This is a genomic window from Streptomyces sp. NPDC048290 (genome assembly GCF_040652095.1).
In the GTDB taxonomy this organism is placed as follows: Bacteria; Actinomycetota; Actinomycetes; order Streptomycetales; family Streptomycetaceae; genus Streptomyces.
The window spans coordinates 433,919-453,750 of sequence record NZ_JBEZLM010000001.1 but is presented as its reverse complement, the minus strand read 5'-3'; the positions used below and the strand labels follow the sequence as shown (position 1 = coordinate 453,750).

The 19,832-nt window shown below is 71.9% G+C and carries 13 protein-coding genes; 7 read left to right on the top strand and 6 right to left on the bottom strand.

The features are described from left to right. Positions 1–52 precede the first annotated feature (52 nt). Positions 53–4,771 (bottom strand): DUF6531 domain-containing protein, encoded by a 4,719-nt coding sequence (locus AB0D49_RS01585; RefSeq protein WP_362748903.1) that lies wholly within the window; start codon positions 4,769–4,771, stop codon positions 53–55. Positions 4,772–5,051: 280 nt separating this feature from the next. Between AB0D49_RS01585 and AB0D49_RS01580 the strand changes: the two genes are divergently transcribed. From AB0D49_RS01580 to AB0D49_RS01565, 4 genes are all read left to right on the top strand, one after another. After that, complete coding sequence (locus AB0D49_RS01580) at positions 5,052–5,984, top strand: 2-hydroxyacid dehydrogenase (protein WP_362749322.1); 933 nt, start codon at positions 5,052–5,054, stop codon at positions 5,982–5,984. A gap of 10 nt (positions 5,985–5,994) precedes the next feature. Next, entirely contained in the window at positions 5,995–7,143 is a 1,149-nt protein-coding gene (locus tag AB0D49_RS01575) for an oxidoreductase (RefSeq protein ID WP_362748900.1), read from the top strand. A gap of 185 nt (positions 7,144–7,328) precedes the next feature. After that, positions 7,329–8,096 (top strand): SDR family NAD(P)-dependent oxidoreductase, encoded by a 768-nt coding sequence (locus AB0D49_RS01570; protein WP_362748897.1) that lies wholly within the window; start codon positions 7,329–7,331, stop codon positions 8,094–8,096. A 256-nt stretch (positions 8,097–8,352) separates the two neighbouring features. Then, on the top strand, positions 8,353–9,534 hold the full coding sequence (locus AB0D49_RS01565; RefSeq protein ID WP_362748894.1) for a PQQ-dependent sugar dehydrogenase: 1,182 nt from the start codon (positions 8,353–8,355) through the stop codon (positions 9,532–9,534). Positions 9,535–9,709: 175 nt separating this feature from the next. On the opposite strand, the gene AB0D49_RS01560 is transcribed toward AB0D49_RS01565, so the two are convergent. Continuing rightward, a complete protein-coding gene (locus AB0D49_RS01560) occupies positions 9,710–11,401 on the bottom strand; it encodes an alpha/beta hydrolase (protein WP_362748891.1) in 1,692 nt (563 codons plus the stop codon). Positions 11,402–11,626: 225 nt separating this feature from the next. Here AB0D49_RS01560 and AB0D49_RS01555 point away from each other — a divergent pair, with 225 nt between their 5' ends. Further along, on the top strand, positions 11,627–12,730 hold the full coding sequence (locus AB0D49_RS01555) for a PP2C family protein-serine/threonine phosphatase (RefSeq protein WP_362748888.1): 1,104 nt from the start codon (positions 11,627–11,629) through the stop codon (positions 12,728–12,730). A 3-nt stretch (positions 12,731–12,733) separates the two neighbouring features. Here AB0D49_RS01555 and AB0D49_RS01550 read toward each other — a convergent pair whose 3' ends face one another. The 3 genes from AB0D49_RS01550 to AB0D49_RS01540 form a co-directional block, all read right to left on the bottom strand. Beyond that, the gene (locus AB0D49_RS01550; RefSeq protein ID WP_362748885.1) at positions 12,734–13,174 is read right to left on the bottom strand and encodes an Lrp/AsnC family transcriptional regulator; all 441 of its coding nucleotides are present in this window, start codon (positions 13,172–13,174) and stop codon (positions 12,734–12,736) included. A gap of 104 nt (positions 13,175–13,278) precedes the next feature. Further along, complete coding sequence (locus AB0D49_RS01545) at positions 13,279–14,673, bottom strand: transaminase (protein WP_362748882.1); 1,395 nt, start codon at positions 14,671–14,673, stop codon at positions 13,279–13,281. Between the two features lie 192 nt (positions 14,674–14,865). Continuing rightward, complete coding sequence (locus AB0D49_RS01540) at positions 14,866–16,152, bottom strand: right-handed parallel beta-helix repeat-containing protein (RefSeq protein WP_362748879.1); 1,287 nt, start codon at positions 16,150–16,152, stop codon at positions 14,866–14,868. A gap of 390 nt (positions 16,153–16,542) precedes the next feature. Between AB0D49_RS01540 and AB0D49_RS01535 the strand changes: the two genes are divergently transcribed. Beyond that, positions 16,543–16,845, top strand: coding sequence for a hypothetical protein (locus AB0D49_RS01535; protein WP_362748876.1), 303 nt, complete (start codon positions 16,543–16,545; stop codon positions 16,843–16,845). After that, a complete protein-coding gene (locus tag AB0D49_RS01530; RefSeq protein ID WP_362748873.1) occupies positions 16,842–18,491 on the top strand; it encodes an amidase in 1,650 nt (549 codons plus the stop codon). Before AB0D49_RS01535 ends, AB0D49_RS01530 begins: the two co-directional genes overlap by 4 nt. Positions 18,492–18,532: 41 nt before the next feature. Here the strand turns inward: AB0D49_RS01530 and AB0D49_RS01525 are convergent, their stop codons facing one another. Next, a complete protein-coding gene (locus AB0D49_RS01525) occupies positions 18,533–19,825 on the bottom strand; it encodes a cytochrome P450 (RefSeq protein ID WP_362748870.1) in 1,293 nt (430 codons plus the stop codon). Positions 19,826–19,832: the final 7 nt, after the last annotated feature.

The window sequence follows — 19,832 nt, the reverse complement described above, 5'->3', positions numbered from 1 at the left end:
TACTGTGCCGTACTTGGGGTGGGGCTGTCGGGGGCCGGGTCATCGGAGCAGGTCATCGGAGCAGTTCGGTCTCGTCGACGGTCCATCCGCGGGTGGTCAGCATGTCCTGGAAGTTCTTGTTGTCCTTGAGGCTGTGCACCATGTCCCGGATGTGGTCGTCGTACTGGCCGGGGAACTTGTGCTTGATGTCGTCGATGTCCATCCGCATGGCCTCGGTCAGCTTTCCCTGGGCGATCAGTTCGCGCTGCCACTGGTGCCATGCCTGTGCCACCAGGTCGTTGCCGGTGCTGTTCAGCTGTTTGTGGTCGGCGCGTTCCATGCGGATGGCGGGGCCGTTGTTGACCTTCTGCTTCTTGTGCGGCCGGTTCGCTATGTAGAAGCCGGGCTCGACGACGTTCTTCCAGGCCGCCTTGGGCGGGATGTGGTTGACCTCCATCGGCTGGGGGAACGCGGTGCCGTCCGCCCGTACGTTGGCGGGGAGCATGCCGCCGTACCAGCCGCCCCGTTCCGTGCAGCCCTTGGCGATCAGCCCTTCGGGGTCCATCCAGGTGGCGGGATTGGTGACGTACGTGGCCGGGTTGGGGGCGGGGGCGAGTCCCAGCGGGTCGGACGACAGGTACCGGCCGGTCGCGGGGTCGTAGTGCCGGTGGACGTTGTAGTGCAGACCCGTCTCGGGGTCGGCGTACTGGCCCGGGAAGCGCAGCGGGGTGTACGCGGTGGCGTCGCGGTTCCAGGCGGTGAGGCCCCAGATGGTCGAGCGGTTGTACCAGGCGATGTCGCCGCTCTCGTCGACGAGTTCGGTGGGGGTGCCCACCAGATCGGTGACGATGGCGAAGAACCGGCTGTCGGTGTCGCCGGTGGTGCGGCGTTCCGTCTGGGCGATGGGCCGGTAGCCCTCGTGGTCCCAGGTGAGGGTGGTGCCGGTGGCGGAGTCGCTCTGTTCGGCGAGCCGGGTGTCGTCCCAGGAGAACCTGACCGTGGACAGGACCGTGGTGCCGTCGGGGGCCATGCGGTGCTTGGCGGTGCGGCGGCCGATCGCGTCGTAGGTGTAGCGCCAGAGGGTGCCGTCGGGGGTGGTGCACGAGGTGAGCCGGTCCTCGGCGTCCCAGGTGTAGCGCCAGGTGTCGGGTTTGCGGGACAGGCGCTTTTGCTGCCGCAGGACGACCCGGCCCGCCTCGTCGTACGCGTAGCGCAGGCCGCCCGCGGACACCAGGCGGGTTCCGTCGTAGGTCCGTTCGCCCCGGCTCTCGGGGTGCCCGGCGGCGTCCGGCCAGTGGGCCGAGGTCTGGTTGCCCGTGCTGTCGTAGCCGTACCGCTCGGACCAGTCGCCCAGGGTGATGCCGAGCGGGCGGCCCAGCGGGTCGAGGTCGAATCGGGCGGTGAGGCCGGTCCTGTGGTCCGTGGCCGAGGTCAGCAGTCCGTCGGCGCGGTAGCCGAAGGCCCGGGAGCGGAGGGTGCGGTGTGCGGTCGACACCGTCTGGGCCGTCAGCCGCCCGGCCGCGTCCCAGGTGGAGGCCAGCGTCACGGGCCGGGCGGGGTCGCCGAAACTGCGGGTCAGTTCACGGCCCAGGGCGTCATGGGTCTGGTCGAGGGCGTGGCCGTCCGTCTCCACCCGGGTGCGGTGGCCGGCGCCGTCGTACGCGTAGCGGGTGACGACCCCCGTAGGGGTGGTGCGGGAGACCAGTTCCCCGCCGGCGTCGTAGCCGTAGCGCATCGTGTGGCCGTCGACGGTCTCCGTCAGCAGCCGGCCGGTGGCGTCGCGCTCCAGGGTGAGTACGGACTGCGGGGACTCGGCCCTGGTCAGCCGGTCGCCGTCGTCGTAGGTGAAGCGGGTGACCAGGCCCGCGGAGTCCTTCTCCACCAGGTTGCCGAGGGCGTCGTAGGCGAAGGTGACCCGGTGTCCGTGCGGGCCGGCCTTGGCGGTGCGCCGTCCGGCGGCGTCGTGCTCGTAGCGGGTGGTGCGGCCGTCGAAGTCCGTCTCCGAGACCGTCAGTCCCGTCGCCCCGTAGGTGTAGGTCCACTCGCGGCCCTGGGGGTTCCGCACCCCGGTCACCCGCAGTTCGGTGTCGTAGGTGAACTCGTGGCGTGCCCCGTCCACGCCGGTACGGGCGCGGAGCAGGTCGAACCAGGTGTACTCGAACCGGGCGGTGGCGCCCAGCACATCGGTGTACGAGAGACAGTTGCCCTCCTCGTCCCAGGTCCACGACTCGACGGCGCCGTCGGGGGCGGTGCGCCGGGACAGCAGTCCGTCCGTCGTCCACTCCAGCCGTGTCACCGACCCGGCCGGGTCCACCGACTCGACCGGGCGCCCGAAGGCGTCCCGCCGGAGCGTGTAGGTGGCGCCTGCCGGGTCCGTGGCCGACAGCGTGAGGCCGGCCGGGTCACTCACCCGGCGCTCCGTGACTCCGTTGGGGAACGTCACGGTGGCCGGGGCGCCGGTGGCGTCATGGGTGAAGGTGGTGGACGTGCCGTCCGGGGCGGTCACCGAGAGCCGGTTGCCGCGTTCGTCGAAGGACTGCCGCCACTCGGACCCGTCGGGGCCGGTGACGCGGAGGGGCAGATGCCGCTCGTCGTAGTCCGCCGACGCCGTACGCCCGTCCGGGAGGACCATGGTGACCAGGTCTCCGCGCTCGTCGTACCGGAAGGCGGCGGTGTTGCCGAGTTCGTCGGTACGGGAGAGCAGACGGTCGTGGCGGTCCCAGGTGAACAGGACCGTATGGCCGCGTGCGTCGGTCTCGGCGATGGTCTGGCCGAGCGGGTTGAAGCGGGTCACCGTCCGGGCGCCGGTGGAGTCGGTGAAGCGGGTGACGCGAGCCTCGGGGTCGTAGGAGAAGCGCGACGACAGCGCGCCGTCGGGGCCGACCGTCTCCACGACCCGGCCGGCCGCGTCGTACACATAGCGGTACGTGTGGCCGTTGCGGTCGGTCCATGAGGTCACGCGGTGCTCGTCGTCGTAGGTGAAGCGCAGCGGGACGTCCCGCGCTCCCGACACCTCGGTCAGGCTGCCCATCGAGTCGTAACCGAAGGAGGCTACGGAGACCGGCCCCTCCGGGGTCTCCACGGCGAGGCCCGTCACCCGTACCAGGGCGGTGTCGTGGGCCACGCGGACCCGGTAGCCGCCGTCGTGGACCACCGTGTCGGGCAGCCCGTGGTCGCCGCGCCCGATGCGTACGGCGTTGCCGTTGCGGTCCTCGATCTCCTCCAGCCAGTACAGGCCGCCGGAGCGGTAGGGGCTGCCGGTGAAGTGGCGGACCAGACCGGAGTGCGGGTCGGTGACGGAGTAGGTGGTGTCGCCGAGGGCGGTGCGGGCGGAGAGGGTCAGCGGAAGCCGGTCGCCCTCCAGCGGCAGCACGCCGGAGGTGTCCGCCGCGGTGTCACCGCCCGTCTCCGTGTCGGTGGGCAGGTGGGGGTAGAAGAGGACCGAGCCGTCCTCGCGGCAGTAGACCGCCCCGCTGCCGACCATCTCCAGCCGTTCGTCCAGGGTGGAGGCCCAACTCGCCCCGAAGCAGTGGCCGTAGCGGTAGCCGGAGATGTGGGTGCGCCGTAGCACCAGGGGCAGGACGCCGGGCAGCGCCAGGTCGGTCTGGGGCAGCACCATCTCGCCGCTGGCCATGTCCACGGGGTCGGTCTTGCAGTTCCGGTCGGCCAGCGCCACCGACCGCTCCCGGGCCTGCCCGGGGACGTCCCCGGCCGACGCGGGGCGGGTACGGGTGTCGCCGCCCCGGCCGTCGTCGCCGTCACCGCCGCCGATGCGGTGGATGCGGTCGCGGATGTCCACATCACGGTTGTGCTGGTCGGTGGAGTTCCGGCGGATGCCCTGGGACAGGCTGCCGCCCAGATGGTCGCCGTAGTCCTTGGACGCCTTGCCGAGCGTGGCGATGGCCCGGTCCGCGATCGGGTCGATGATCTCGGCGATGCTGTCCCGGCCGCGGGTGCGGCTGTGGTGGCCGCGGGCGGTGTTCAACCGGGTGGAGGTGCGCCCGCTGACGCTGTCGCCGACCGTGAACAGGCGGCCCGTGGCCCGGTCGTGCTCGGCGTGGTCGATGCCGAGATCGCCGATCAGCCCGCCCAGCGAGCCGGGCCCCGGCCCGCCCGAGGCCGACGCGAGCCGCAGGGAGTCCTGCCCGGTGGTGACCCCCTCCTGGAAGCCGTCCTGGCCTGCCCGGACGGCCTGTCCGGTGTCGATGCCGTTCTGGAGGCCGAGGGCGTTCGCGCCGATCTGGACGGCGAGATCGGCGGCCACGTTCTCGATCGCCGACACGGCGGGTTCGGTGAGCGCGGCCATGATGTAGCCGACGGCCTCCTCGCCGGCCTCCTTGATCAGTTGCTTGACCAGCGTCCGGGTCGCCGTGATCGTGCCCGCCGAGATCAGCGTCGACAGACCGAACGTGAACGGCGCCGCCGCCAGGGAGATGCCCGCCTGCGCGATCATCGCCGAGAGATGGCCGATGCAGGCGTACTTCATCGCCTCGATCACCCCGGCCGCCGCGTCCAGCGCGTCCGCGATGATCCGCGCCGCCCCGGCGATGTCCCCCTGCTTGCCCTTGACCTTGTCCCAGTGCGTGGACAACGCCGTCAGCGCCTCGCCGCTCCCCGACGACAGCAGCCTTTGCACATGCAGGTTCGCCGCGTGCCCGTCGTCGTCCACGTCCTCCGCGAACTCCCGCAGCGACACGGCCATGTCGCGATAGGCGTCCTCGTCGACGTTCGGCCAGGCGATCCCGACGATGTCGAGCGCCGTGTCCAGCCAGTCCGGCAGTACGACCGCCATTCCGCCACCCCCGTGGTCCGCGGCCGGGGCGCCGGACCTCAACACCCCTGCCCTGTGCACGAATGGATGGACCATCATAGGAGACATGTGCGAATCCGGGGCGGTCGGCTTCGCCCGCGCACAGGGGCCTTTCGGTCGTTTCCCGTGCGGGCCCTGCCGGTGGGAATGTGCGCTGTGTCACAGGGGCAGGTTCCGGGAGATCGCTGGGCGTCGGGCCGCCGGTACCGGGCCGTGACTCCGTGGTCTCCTCGTCCGCCACGTGCAGAGCGGGTCCCCCACCATGGTGTCCTCGGCGCAACAGGTATGGCTGCCCCGGCAGTTCGGCAGTCTCGACGGGCTGCCCGCCGGGCTGGGCTACGCCCGGTGGGACGGGCGTTCGGGCTTTCCGTCCGATCCCGGTGGTGTGGAGTTCTACGTGCCGCCCCTCGTGCAGGACATCCGGGCCATCAGCAGGCCCCTCGCGCTCATGACGCGGCTCAGAGCCGTGCAGGCGCTCAGCTCCGGGACCGATGAGCTGCGGGCGGAACTGACCGGTTCGGCGGGGCGGGTGACCCTGTGCAGCGCTCGGGGAGTGCACGCCCGCAGCACGGCGGAGCTGGCGCTGACGCTGATGCTCGCCTCGCTGCGGGGGATTCCCGGGTTCGTGCGGGACCAGGGGCGTGGGATGTGGCGGGCGGAGGTGCGGCCGTCTCTGTGCGGGCGGTCCGTGCTGATCGTCGGTCATGGTGCCCTGGGACGCGCTCTGGAGGAGCTGCTCGTTCCCTTCGGGTGCGCGGTGACGCGGGTGGCGCGTCACGAGCGGGAATCCGTCAGAGGGCCGGTGTTCTCCGTCGAGCGCCTTCCGTCGCTGGTCGGGGAGGCGGACGTCGTCGTGCTGGCCACGCCGCTCACACCTGCCACGCGGCGGCTGTTCGACGCCGCCGTGCTGGGCCGGATGAAGGACGGCGCGCTGCTGGTCAACGTGGGGCGAGGGGGCGTCGTCGACACCGCCGCCCTGGTGGACGAGGTGCGCGGCGGGCGGCTCCTGGCCGCGCTCGACGTGACCGACCCCGAGCCGCTGCCCGCCGGGCATCCGCTCCGGACCGCACCGGGCGTGCTGATCACTCCGCACGTCGGGGCGTTCACCCCCAGCCTGTGGCCCCGGCTCGAAGACCTGATCCGACGTCAGCTGGAGCGGTTCGCCGCGGGAGAGGAGTTGGTCAACATTGTGTGACGGAGGACCGGTGGGCGCCGCGCGCTCGCTCGTTGCGCTGCTCGCCGCCGAGGCCGGGCGCTCGGACGCCGCACGGCGACTGACCGACGCCAGCGTGGTCGCGCTGCGCCAGTCCGGCATGTTCCGGCTCGGGACCCCCGCCGCCCAGGGAGGTCACGGGCTGGGGGTCCGTACCGCGGTGGAGGTGTGCGAGGCGCTCGCGCACGGCTGCGCCGCCAGCTCCTGGATCGTGGCCATCGCCTACGGCGGCAACCTCTTCGCCGCCCAACTCCCCGACGACGAGCGCGCGGCCCTGTGGAAGGACGACCCGGACGCGTTCGTCTGCGGTACGGCCCAGCCCTCCGGGACCGCGCGCCGCACGGTCGGCGGGTGGACCCTCAGCGGTCGCTGGCCCTGGATGTCCGGCATCCATCACGCGCCGTGGACCCTGCTCGGCTTCGGCTGGACCGACGAGAAGCGCGGCACGCCGGAGCGTGGCCTCGCGCTGGTCCCCACGTCCGCCCTCACCGTCGAGGACGTGTGGCACATGGCGGGGATGCGCGGCACCGGGAGCTGCGCGGCGGTGGCGGCCGAGGTGTACGTGCCGGACGCGCGTGTCGTCTCCCTCACCGAACTGGCCGACGGCTCCTACCGGCGGCGCCATCCCGGCGAACCGCGGATCACCTTCCACCTCTCCATCAATCTGCCGCTGGTGGCCACCGCCGTGGGGGTCGCCGCGGCCACCCTGGACCGGGTGGTCGGCGCCCTGACCGGCGGCAGACGGGCGGTCTCACCGCTGTACGAGCTGACGGCGGACGCGCCCGCCCACCAGCTGAACGTCGTGGACGCCGCCGTGCTGGTCGACACCGCGCGGCTGCATCTGCACCGCGCCGCCGACGTGGTGGACGCCGAGGCCCGCGCCGGGCGCCGACCGGAGCTGCCCGAGCGGGCCCGGCTGCGCATGGACGCCGCCCACGCGGTGCGGTGCGCCCGGGACGCCGTGGGGCTGCTGCTCGACAGCGCGGGCGCGGGCAGCTTCGCGGACGGGTCGGTCCTCCAGCGGGCGTGGCGGGACATCGACACGGCGTCGCGGCACGCGGCGTTCAGTGTCCAGACGAGCAAGGAGATCTATGGGCGGGCGCTGCTGGGGAGGGAGCTGCCGTCGAGCCCGGTCTTGTGAGTTCCGGGAGTTCCGGGAGTGCCGGGATTTCGGGAACTTCGGGAGTCCTGTGATTTCTATGAGTTCTGTGAGTCCCGTTGATCCCGGGAATCTCGTTCATCCCGTTAATCCCTTGAGTCCCGTGAGTCTTTGAGACGCGTCCCCATCTCCGGGAAGGCCCTATGAGTGAGCCCAAGAATGAGCCCGTGCGTGAGCCCAAGAGTGAGCCGCAGACGTCCCATCGGGTTGCCCTCGTCACCGGTGCCGGACGCGGTATCGGCGCGGCCATCGCCGTCCGCCTGCACGGCCTCGGACTCCGTGTCGCCCTGCTCGACCGGGACGGCGACGCCGTCGCCGCGCTGGCGCGCCGACTCGACCCGGCTGGCCGTACCGTCTGCCACCTCGTCGCCGATGTGGGCGACGCCGGGGCGTCGGAGGCGGCGGTGCGGATGCTCGCGGAGCGTTGGGGGCCGCCCGACGTGCTGGTCAACAACGCCGCGCGGACCGCCGGTGGTTCCGTGTGGGACATCGGGCTGGACGAGTGGGACGCCGTCATGGCGGTGAATCTGCGCGGGGTGTTCGCGCTGACCCGGCTGTGCGGGTGGGAGATGCGGCGACGCGGATGGGGACGGATCGTCAACCTCGCCTCCCTGGCCGGGCAGCAGGGCGGGACCCTCGCGGGCGCCCACTACTCCGCGGCGAAGGCCGGTGTCGTGGTGCTGACCAAGGTGTTCGCCAGGGAACTGGCACCGTACGGCGTGACCGTCAACGCCGTCGCCCCGGCCGCCGTCCGGACACCCGCGGTGGCCGATCTGGGCGCGGACGCTGTGGCGGACGCGGTCCGGGCCATCCCGGTGGGGCGGCTGGGGCGGCCGGAGGAGGTCGCCGGGCTCGTGGCGTATCTGGTGGGCGAGGACGGCGGGTTCGTCACGGGGGCCACCTTCGATGTCAACGGTGGGGCTCATATGAGGTGAGGGCGGTGGGTGCGGGGCGACGGGGCGGGAGTGGGACGGCGGTCGAGAGATCGGCCGTAGATGGTCTATACCAAACACCCGCGCCCCAGTATCCTCATCCGCAGCCACCAACACCCCACCCCACCACGGCACCACGGCACCGCACTTCAACCGACCCCCCACCCCCCCCACCCAGGTCCCGTCCCCGCCCGCCCGCCGCCGTGCGGTCCGCGCCCGGCGATGTGACCTGCCGATCTCCGCCTCCAGGAGGCTCACGGTGAGAGTTCGCACCAGAAGCTCGGCGATCGTCGGCACCCTCGGTCTCGTCATGACCCTCGCCCTGACCACGGCGTCGGCCGACGAGCGCGCCGACCCACCACGGACGGCGGCGGCCGATCGGGCCACCGCCGTCGACAAGCCCCGCCAGCCCCCGAAGGTCGCCCTCACGACCGTGGCCACGGCCAAGAACCCGATCGCCGGGGCCGCCGGTCCCGGCGGGCGGCTGTGGATCGCCGAACGCGCCGGTACCGTACGGGTGCTGGGCGAGGGCGGGCTCAGCAGCCCGGTCCTCGACATCTCCGCGGAGACCACCACCGACGGTGAACGCGGACTGCTGGGCATCGCGTTCGACAAACGGTTCGCGCACTTCTACATCTCCTACACGGACCTCGAAGGCACCAGCACCGTGGACGAGTTCGCCGTCCGCAACGGCAGGCTCCTGCCGCACACCCGGCGCACGGTCATCACCCAGACCCAGCCCTACGTCAACCACAACGGCGGCGACATCAAGATCGGTCCCGACGGCTATCTCTACATCGCGCTCGGCGACGGCGGCTCCGGCGGCGATCCGCACGGCAACGGGCAGAACCTCGGCACTCTGCTGGGCAAGCTGCTGCGGATCGACCCGAGGGGCGGCACACCGTACGCGATCCCGTCCGACAACCCGTTCGTGGACGTACCGGGCGCGCGGGGCGAGATCTGGGCGTACGGGCTGCGCAACCCGTGGCGGTTCTCCTTCGACGCGGGCAAGGGCGACCTGTGGCTGGGCGATGTCGGCCAGAACGACTGGGAGGAGATCGACTGGGCCCCCGCGGACGGTGACGGTGGCGAGAACTATGGCTGGGGCCAGATGGAAGGCACCCATCCGTTCCGCGGTGGCACCGAACCCGCGAACCATGTCCCGCCGGTGTACGAGTACGACCGCGCCAACTGGGGCTGCTCGGTGACCGGTGGCTTCGTCTACCGGGGCCGGGCGATCCCGGCGCTGCGCGGGCAGTACGTGTACAGCGACTACTGCGACGGAACCGTCCGCACCCTGCGGACGAGGAACGGCGAAGTGACCGGCACGTACGACCTCGGCGTCAATGGGGGCGAGGTCATCTCCTTCGCCCAGGGCGGCGACGGCGAGCTGTATGTGCTCGCGATCGGCGGCAGCGTCTTCCGTATCGACCCCGCGTAGCGGAAGCGGTTCGGATCGATTCGGTTCGGTTCGGTTCGGTTCAGATTGGGTCGGATCGGATCGGGTCCATCCGGTATGGGTGGAAGGGCGGGACCTCGGGCGAGGTCCCGCCCCCCTCATGTGTCGTGCCCCTGTTGTCTCACCTCATGTGGCGTGCCCCTGTCTCAGCGGGGCGTCAGAAGCGGTCCGTGCCCCGTTGCGGGACCGGGGAGCCGGGGACCTCGCCCGGTGCCTGGTTCGCGCGGGCCTCCGCGTTCGACGCCGGGGTCGCCGCGCAGGTCATATCGCGGGCCGGGAGTCTGCCGGTGCCCAGGTAGCGTTCGATCGTGCCGTCCGTGCACGCGTTGCCGCTGGGGTAGATGCCGTGGCCCTCGCCCCCGAGGACGGTCACCATCCGCGAGCCCTTCAGGACCGCGTGCAGCGCCTGGCCGCTGGGCAGCGGGGTCTGGGAGTCCCACTCGTTCTGCACGACCAGCGAGCCGACCCGGTTCTTGACCCGGGTCACCGGCTCCTCCGACTCGTCCCAGAACGCGCACGGCTTGATGCTGGACGCGAAGTCGCCGAACAGCGGGTAGCGCGCCTTGTCGGCGATGGCGTCCCGGCGGTAGGACTCCGGGTCGTCGGACCACACCGCCGAGTTGTCGCCGCAGACCACGGCCCAGAAGCTCGCCGTCATGTTGTCCGGCGGGACCTCGACCAGCTCCGGCAGCGGGTCCGCCGTCGCGCCGGGAGAACCGGGAGCGCCGGGAGCGCCGGGAGCACCGGGAGCACCGGCACGGGCGAACGGGGCGAGCCTCGCCGCCGACGCCGGACGGCCCTCCGCGGCCCGCTTCAGCTCCGCCAGCGCCTCGCTGGCGGTGACCGGGGTGAAGACCAGCGCCCGCATCCCCATCCGGATCTGGTCACCGGTGATCAGCTCACCGCCCAGGTCGATCGGCTCCTCCTCGGCCTGCTCGACCAGGTCCCAGAAGGTGCGCTCGACGGCCTTCGGGGTGTCCCCGAGGTCGTACCGGCCGTCCCGCTCGGCGGCCCATGCCGTCCAGCGGTCGAACGCGGGCTCCGCGCCCTCAGCCCACCACTGGATCATCCCGCGCCACGCCCGCGCCGGATCGACCGCGCTGTCCAGCACGAACCGGTCGGCGCGCGCCGGGAAGAGCTGGGTGTAGACCGCGCCCAGATAGGTGCCGTACGAGTAGCCGAGGTACGAGATCTTCTTCTCGCCGAGGACCGCCCGGAGCAGGTCCATGTCCCGGGCCGTGTTGCGGGTGGTCATCTGGGGGAGGGCGTCGCCCGCGTTCTCCCGGCACTTGTCCGCGACCGTGCGCGCCCAGGTGACGTCCTTGGCGAACGTCTCCTTCTTGTACGGGCGCAGCCAGTCCTCCTCCTCCGGCGTCAGACCGCAGGAGACCGGGCTGCTCTGGCCCACCCCGCGCGGATCGAAGCCGATGAGGTCGTACCGCTTCTGGAGGGGCTGCGGCAGGCCCTCCTGGAGGGACAGCGGCATGTACAGGCCGGGCCCGCCCGGTCCGCCCGGGTTGGCCAGCAGCACCCCTCGCCGCTGGTCCGGGGCGGTGCTCTTGATCCGGGATATCGCCAGGTCGAGCCGTTTCCCGCCGGGGTCGCGGTAGTTCAGCGGCACCTTGATCGTGGCGCACTCGAACTCCGGCGGGGTGTCCGGACGGCACCGCGTCCAGCGCGGGTCCTGCCGCAGATAGCGGTCCAGGGCGCCCTGGGCGGTGGCGGCTGTGGTGGTGGTCGTGGCGGTGGGGGGTGCGGCGTTCGCGGTGGCCGTCGAGGTGGCGAGCACCGGGGCCAGCGTCGCCATCACACTCACGGCCAGCAGGGGCGCGAGACGTCGTCTGCGCACGTTGTCGATCCTTCCGTCGGCGGGTTCGGACACAAAGGATCTTCCCGGACGGGCACCCGGCCGCGGAACCCTCGCCAGGGTGGGTTCTCCTCTCCCTCCCCAGGGTGACGCAACGGCCGTGTCTCGTACCCCAGTTGTAGGGGAGAGCGGGGTGGTGGCCGGGATGCCGGTGGCCGGATCTCGTGGGCGGCGGCGAGGGGAACGGGGCGGGCGTAGCGTGGGTGTGTGGGAACGGTCCGCGGTCGCCTTGGGCACCGGCACCGGCACGAGCGTGACTGGCTGACGGGAGCGGAGCCGCCACGCTGGGTGAGGGTGCTGCCGATCGCCCTGTTCGCGGGGGTCACCGCGGCCACCCTGATCAGCCGTAACGCCCTCGACATCGGCTTTCTGCTGGGCGCCATCCCACCGCTGACCGTGCTGTCGTACGGCCCGCTGGCCACGGCCGTCATGGGGGCCCTCGTGGTGGTCGTGCTCAATGTGCCGAGGACCCATCTCAACCAGCCGGGCAACACCGATCTGCTCGCCCTTGTGTTCGTCGTGCTACTGAGCGTGTTCGTCTCCTATGTGCGCAGTCGCCGTGACGCCCAGCTGGTCACCGAGCGCGCGGTCGGCGAGGCCGTGCAGCGGGCCGTCGTACCGCCGCTGCCGGGGCGGGTCGGACGGGTCGGCTGCTACGGGCTGTACCGGGCGGCGCAGCGCGACACACTGGTCGGCGGGGACTTCTTCGACGTACGGGACGGCCCCTACGGGATACGGGGGGTGATGGCCGACGTCCAGGGGCACGGGCTCGGGACCGTGCCCACGGTGGTGTCGCTGCTCGGGGCGTTCCGCGAGGCGGTGCTCGACCAGCCGGACCTGGCGGGGGTCGCCGGGCGCATGGAGCGAAGACTCACCACGGACGCGTCGGGCGTCCGCGACTCCGAGATGTTCGCCACCGCCGTGCTGCTGGAGTTCTCCGCCGATGTCCGCTCGGTGCGGATCGTCGTACGGGGCCATCCGCCGCCGTTGCTGCTGCGGGGCGGGCAGGTCCGTGAGGTCGGTGTGCCCGCCGGGCTGCCGCTGGGCATCGGGGGGTTCGGCGGCGACCCGCCCAAGGAGATCACCCTGGGCCTGGAGCCCGGCGACCGGCTGTTCCTGGCCTCCGACGGGGTGTGGGAGGCCCGGGACGGCTCCGGCGCGTTCTATCCGCTGGTCCGGCGGCTCCCGGCCTTCGCCGAGCTGGAGCCGGACGCGCTCACCGCCGGGATGTGGGCGGACCTGCTGGAGCGGTGCGGGGAGGTCGGGGACGATGTGACGATGCTGGTGCTGACCCCGGAGCCGGTGCGGTGACGCTCAGCCCACGTCCCACAGGAAGCGGTGGGTGTGGATACCGAAGTACGGGAACGACTGGACCTGTCGTACGCCCTCGATGGCGCGGACCGTGTCGTTGACGAAGTCCAGCAGGTCCTTGGGGGCCGGGGTGACGACCTCCGCGAAGAGATCGAAGCCGCCGGACGTGAACACCGAGTAGATCACCTCGGGATGCCCGGCCAGCGCGTCCGCGACGGCCCGCGGATCGCCGTCGACCCCGATCCCCAGCAGCGCCATCGCCTGACCGCCCATCGACATCGGGTCGGTGACACCGACGACCTGGACGGTCCGGGAGTCCAGCAGCCGCTGGAGGCGCTGCCGGGCGGCCGACGCGGACAGCCCGACCCGTGGACCGAGATCGGCGTACGCGATCCGGCCGTCGGTCTGGAGCTCGCGCAGGATGGCCCGGTCGATCTCGTCCACGTACCCGCGTCCTCTCGTCCTCGCCCGGACCTGCCCGGACCTGCCCGGACCCCCCTGGGGCCGTCGGTCGGCTCCGCGTCACCCTATCCCCGGGCGGTCGGCGCTCAGCCGGTCAGCTCGGCCAGCGCCGCCGCGAAGAGCTCCGTGTGCGTGTCGACATCCCGCGCGGTGGTGTCCGGGCACATCAGGGCCATGTTGTGGAACGGGGTGAGCAGGATGCCCCGGTTGGCCAGATAGAGGTGGAGGAAGTCCTCCAGCTCCGGGTCCCCGGCGGCCTCGGACTCGGTGCCGGTGCGGGGCGCGGGCGCGGTGAACCGGTACTCGCTGCGGGCCCCGAGACGGCTCACCGACCAGGGCAGCCCGTACGTCTCGATCCCGATCCGTACGCCCGCCTCGAACCGCGCGGACAGCGTGTCCATCCGGGCGAACGCCTCGTCCGTGAGGACGTGTTCCAGGGTCGCCCGGGTCGCCGCGACCGACAGCGCGTTGCCCGCCAGGGTGCCGCCGACACCGCCCATGTCGATCAGATCGAGGTCGGCGCGGGCGAGCAGCCGGTCGGCCAGCTCGGCGGAGAGCCCGTAGGCACCGGCCGGGATGCCGCCGCCGATGGCCTTGCCGATGGTGAGGAGGTCGGGCTCCAGGTCCCAGGCCGCGGTGCAGCCGCCCGGACCCGCCGAGAAGGTGTGTGTCTCGTCGTTGATCAGCAGCGTGCCGTACCGCCGGGTCAGCTCGCGTACGCCGGTCAGATAGCCGGGTTCGGGGAGCACGATGCCGATGTTGGTCAGCGCGGGTTCCATCAGGACGGCGGCGACATCGCCGTGCGCGAGTTCGCGCTCCAGCCCCGCCAGATCGTTGAACTCGGCGACCCGGCTGGTCAGGGTCACCTCGCAGGGGGCGCCCACATTGCCGGGGCGGGCGGTGCCGGTGCCGTCGGGGCCGACGACGATCAGGGACTCGTCCACGCTGCCGTGGTAGCTGTAGCTGTTGACGAGGATCTTGGGGCGGTCCGTGATGGCCCGCGCCAGCCGGATCGCCCAGCGGTTGGCGTCGGTGGCGGTCAGCGAGAAGCTCCAGCGGGCCAGCCCGAACCGCCGGGTCAGCTCCGCGCCGACCCATTCGGCGTCCTCCGTCGGCAGCATGGCCGTCGCCCCGCCCTGCTCGGTGAACCGCCGCCGTACCGCCTCCGCGACCGGGGCGGGGGAGTGACCGGCCATGGCGCCGGTGTCGCCGAGACAGAAGTCGATGTACTCGTGCCCGTCGATGTCGGTGACGCGGGCGCCGCGTGCCGTGGCGAGGTAGCGGGGGTAGGCGCCGGCGTTCTTGTTCATCCAGGTCATCGGCACCCGCCCGAAGAGGTGCTCGGCCCGGCCGTAGGCGGCCTTGGAGCGGGGGCCGCGGCGCTCGGCCTCGGCGGACTCGCGGGCCAGGAGGGCGGGGAGACGGGGGTTACGGGGGTGACGGGGGAGGCCGGGGAGGTCGGGTTGACGGGGGTCGGGCATGGGCACCTCGGGCGGCTCAGCTGGAGCGGGGCGGCCGGGTGGGTGGTGATGACCCCGCCGTGGAATGGCCGCAGCCTACGCTCGAATGCGCTGGCTCTTCAAGAGATCGCGCGTGAATCGATTGCCGGTACGATCGATTCACGCGCCCTGGTCTCTCGCTCCTCCCGTACGGACGTCACCCCGCCCCGTCCGTCACGGTGTGCAGACCACCCCGCTGCACTGTGCCGCCTCCCCGTTGCCGCTCGCCCGGTTGCCGCCGCCGTCCGTGTTGCCCTGCTCGGCGTAGACGCCCCAGCCGCTGTTGTCGCGGGTGGTGTTGCCCTGGAGGGTGTGGACGGACTTGGAGACATGGATGCCGTCGGCCGCGTTGCCACTGGCCGTGTTGCGCAGGATCTTGGTGCCGGTGCCCGGGGCGGCGTCGCCGACGACATAGATGCCCCGGGCGTCGTTGCGGTTGACCTGGTTGAGTTCCAGCGTGGTGGAGAGGGACTGCTCCACGCTGATGCCGTCGCCCGTGGAGTCGTTCGCGAGGTTGGAGCTGATGACATTGCGGTCGGAGTGGATCAGCTCGATGCCGCCGGGGTTCCCGCTGACGTCATTGCCGCTGAGGGTGCTGTCATGGGCGTACTGGAGGGCGATACCGCTGTCGCCGCTGCCCTGGAAGGTGTTGGACAGGACGCGGTTCCGGCTGGAGTCGGTGAGGGACAGCCCGGCGTCCGAGTTCTGGGAGCCGGTGTTGGACTGGACGAGGTTGTCGTGCGAGCCGGACCGGAGCACGATCGCCCCGTCGCTGCTGCCGCTGACCGTGTTGGACAGCAGGGTGTTGCCGCTGGAGCCGTCCAGGATCAGGGCGGTGTCCCCGCTGTCGGTGACGGAGTTGCGCTCGATCCGGTTGCCCGTGGAGTTCTCGACGTAGATCCCCTCGCCCTGGTTCGCGGTCACCGTGTTGTCGGCGATGGTGTTGTCGCTCGAACCGCCGGTCACCGTGATACCGCGCTGGGACTGCCGGGTGATCGTGTTGTTCCGTACGTGGTTGCCGGTGTCCGCGTCGTCGAGTGCGACGCCCGCCCATTCGTTGAACTGGAGGGTGAGTCTCTCCACGACGGCGCCCGAGGTGCCGGGGTCGAGCCGGACGCCGTGGTCGAACTCCTGGACCTGGGCCGGGGTTCCGGCGGAGTTGGTGACCGTGGTGTGGTCGAAGCCGTCGTTGCGGATGCCGGTGCCAAGACCGACACCGTCCACGGTGTGGCCGGCCAGGTCGATGGTGATGCCGTGCGCGCCGACGATCAGTCCGTCGCCGGGGCAGTCGAGCAGATCGGCGCCGAGGACGACGCTGGTGGTGACCGTCTGACCACAACTGAGCTGCTGCGCGGTGGCCTGGGCCGGGGGCGCGGCGGTCAGGACACTGAGCAGGGCGGCGGCGGTGACCCCCACCGCCGCGGACCATCCCATGGACAGCTTCCTGGAGAGGCGCGTCATGCCGGGCTCCTTCTGCGTCTGAGGCTTCCGTCTCTCCGCTCAGGGTCAAGGGAAAGTATGTCGACTGCTATGAGGCGGCAAAGATTGACCTAAGACGGGTGAAGGTTGACGACAAATGGTCCTTGTGGGTGGGGAGTTGTGCTAGTTCGGGTGACTCGCTGACGGGGTGTGGGTGGTCTCGGGGATGGCGTCACGGCCCGCCGCGCATCAGGGCAACAACTGTGACACCCGGGCTTAATGGGGCGGATATCGATGGGTGATGAAGTCTGGCCAATCGCGAGCGCCCCCACGCGGACCGGCCCCCACGCCGACCGGCCCGCACGCCGACCGGCCCCCACGCCCGCGGCCCGCTACACCCACCGCCCCCCACACCCACCGAGGGAGGACACGTTGAGCCAGCCGCCGCCGCCCACCGCCGAGCAGGTGGACGCCTACATACGCACCCGACTCGCACTCGCCGGAGTCGATCTGGATCTGCTGCCCGAGACCCCCGACCCCCGGACCGGGGTCCCGACCCGGGCTCAGGCACTCGCCTCCCTGCGGTCGTTCGTCACCTCGTCGCCGCCCGCGCTGGCCGCCTGGGCGCCGCCCGCGACCCGTAAGCCCGAGGCGGTCTACGCCCAGCAGGCCGCCGCCCCGCTGCTGTACCCGTCCATCACCGAGTCCTGGACCGGAGAGGCGGACGACGAGTGAGCGCCCCCCAAGACGTCAGCGCCCGTCGAAGCGACCGCGCCGACCCGCGCCGCGCCCTCAACCGCCGTACCTTCCTCGCCGGTTCCGCCGCCGTCACCGGTGCCGTCGCCGGAGGGCTGACGCTGCCGTCGCCCGCGGTCGCCGCCCCCGCGGCCGCGAGCCGGAGCGCCGCGCCCTATCTGCCCGACATCCAGGTCCGCGACGCCGCCCGGCGCGATCCCACCGAGGCCACGCTCACCGAGGCCGCCGTCCTGATGCGGCAGCGCAAGCTGACCTCGGTCGCGCTCACCGAGGCGTACCTCGCCCGGATCGAGCGGTACGACGGCGTCTACCAGGCGTTCGCCGAGGTGACCGCCGACGCCGCGCTCACCGCCGCCCGCGCGGCCGACCGCCGGTCCACCGGCCGACGCGGGGTCCTCAACGGCGTACCGCTGTGCGTCAAGGACAACTACTTCACCCAGGGCGTGCCGACCCGCTGCAACTCGTACATCTTCGCGGACTTCGTGCCCGAGTACGACGCCACCGCCGTCGCGCGGCTCACCGCGGCCGGGGGGATCGTGCTGGGCAAGGGGCAGATGGGGCCGCTGGCCACCACCCGCGCGACCCTGCCCAACGGGACCGTGACCACGGTCAACGCCTGGACGCCGGACAACCCGGCCACCGATCCCGGCGGTTCCTCCACCGGTTCCGCCTGCGCGGTCGCCGGACGGCTGGCGGCCTCCGCGATCGGCACCCAGACCGGCGGCTCCATCGTGCTGCCCGCCAACCGGCAGAATCTCACCGGTCTCAAGCCCACCATGGGCCGCGCCTCCGTATACGGCGTCATCCCGCTGTCCTTCACCCGCGACCACCCCGGGCCGCTCGCCCGGGACGCCATGGACGCCGCCCTCATGCTGTCCGTGATGGCCGGACCCGACCCGAACGACCCCCGCACCCTCGGGCTGCCGGGCGTGCCCGACCTGGTCAGGGCCGCCACCCCGGTCCGCTCCCGGCGCGGCACGGTCCAGGTGCGGCACGCCACCCGGATCGGCGTCCCCGCCAACTTCCTCGGCTCCTCCGCCACCGCCGCCGTGCGCTCCGCGCTGCTCGACACCCTCGACGGCATCTCCGGTGTGACCCTGGTCGACATCGCCTACCCCGCCGACTGGTCCCTGCTGACCACCACCTTCAACGCGGCCCGGCTCGCCGAGCGCACCGAGCCCTTCCGGCACTGGCTGCGCGAGGACCCCACCAAGTTCGGGGTGTCCCTGCTGAGCTGGCTCCAGGGGCTGATGCTCTCGGGCGACGAGTGGCTCACCGCGCAGCGCGCCAAGAACCATCTGCTGCGCGAGGTCCTCGATGGATTCCTCGACGACTGCGATGTGGTCCTCCAGACCGATGTGGTCCCCTTCGACCTGCTCGGACTGCCGCTGATCGGCTTCCCCGCCGGGTTCGTGGGCGGGGTCCCGTCCGGGGTGCTGCTGGGCGGCCAGCCCTATGAGGAGGACCGGCTGCTGGAGGTCGTCGCCGCGTACCAGGCCGTCACGGACTGGCACACCCGGCGTCCCGCCGACCCCGCCACCGTCCCCCAGGGGGCGGCTTCGCGCTCGGCGGCGGCGGAACCTCTACGGCTGTCGGCGGAGGAGGCGGCCGAACTCTCCGCCTGAGAAGGCAGCACCCCTACCCCAGCACCCCTACCCCAGCACCCCTACCCCACCGTCACCTCCACCGGCAGCCGCTTGATCCCGTTCACGAAGTTGGAGCGGACCCGCGGCACCGCACCCGCCAGCCGTACCGAGGACAGCCTCGGGATCAGCTCCTCGAACATGATCCGCACCTCGGTGCGGGCCAGCAGACCGCCCAGGCACACATGCGGTCCGCCCTTGCCGAAGGTGACATGGTCGTTGGGGTGCCGGGTGACGTCGAAGGTGTACGGATCGTCGAACACCTCCTCGTCCCGGTTGCCCGAGGCGAACCACATCACCACCTTCTCGCCCTCCCGGACGTGCCTGCCGCCCAGTTCCACATCCCGGGTGGCGGTGCGCCGGAAGTGGTAGACGGGGGAGGACCAGCGCAGGAACTCCTCGACCGCCCCCGGGATCAGCGCCGGGTCCTCCTGGAGCCGGGCGAGCTGCCCGGGGTGCTGGACGAGGGCCAGCAGGGCGTGGCTGATGGTGTGCCGGGTCGTCTCGTTCCCGGCCACCACCAGCAGCAGGAAGTAGTTGTCGAAGTCGCGGTCGGACAGCGGCACTCCGTCGCGCGGGACCTCGTTCACCAGCCGGGACACCAGATCCGTCCCCGTGCCGCCGCGCCGCCGCCGGGCCAGTTCACGGCCGTACGCGAACACTTCCAGGGAGGCGGGGGAGCGGAACGGAAGATCCCGGTAGCGCTCGCTCTCCGCGCTGTCCAGCAGTACGTCCGCGTAGTCGGGGTCGGTGTTGCCGATGATCCGGTTGCCCCAGTCGATCAGCCGCCGGTTGTCCTCGGGCGGTACGTCCAGCAGCCGGGCCAGCACATTGATCGGGAAGTCCGCTGACACCTCCCGTACGAAGTCGAAGGTGCCCTTGGCCAGGGCCGCGTCCAGGGTGGTCGCGGTCAGCCCGCGCAGGAAGTCCGTGTATCCGGCCACGACGGACGGACCGAACTGCCGCTGGAGCAGCCCGCGCAGCGCCCGGTGCCGGACCCCGTCCAGCTCCAGCAGGGACGCCCGCTTGGCGATCTGGTCGTCGTCCACCTCCTCCAGGTTCACGAACCTGGTGGAGGTGAACGTCTTCGTGTCCCGCTCCACCCGGGCGATGTCGGCGTGCCGGGTCAGCGCCCAGAACCCCGATCCGCCCCCGGCCTCCGGCTGCCAGTGCACCGGGTCCTGGTGGCGCAGGGTGTGGAACATCCGCCAGGGCGTGACCCCGTCGGTGAAGCGGTCGAGGTCGGTGAGATCGACGTCGGCGAGCGGCAGCGGCTCGCGCACGGCGTCCGGGCCGGGGGAAGGTGCGGTGGTCATCCGGTGC

What these genes read in the sequence shown, in the direction of transcription:
- AB0D49_RS01585 (WP_362748903.1), bottom strand. Translation starts at nt 4,771, where the DNA reads ATGGCGGTCGTACTGCCGGACTGGCTGGACACGGCGCTCGACATCGTC.
- AB0D49_RS01580 (WP_362749322.1), top strand. Translation starts at nt 5,052, where the DNA reads ATGGTGTCCTCGGCGCAACAGGTATGGCTGCCCCGGCAGTTCGGCAGT.
- AB0D49_RS01545 (WP_362748882.1), bottom strand. Translation starts at nt 14,673, where the DNA reads ATGCCCGACCCCCGTCAACCCGACCTCCCCGGCCTCCCCCGTCACCCC.
- AB0D49_RS01540 (WP_362748879.1), bottom strand. Translation starts at nt 16,152, where the DNA reads ATGACGCGCCTCTCCAGGAAGCTGTCCATGGGATGGTCCGCGGCGGTG.
- AB0D49_RS01525 (WP_362748870.1), bottom strand. Translation starts at nt 19,825, where the DNA reads ATGACCACCGCACCTTCCCCCGGCCCGGACGCCGTGCGCGAGCCGCTG.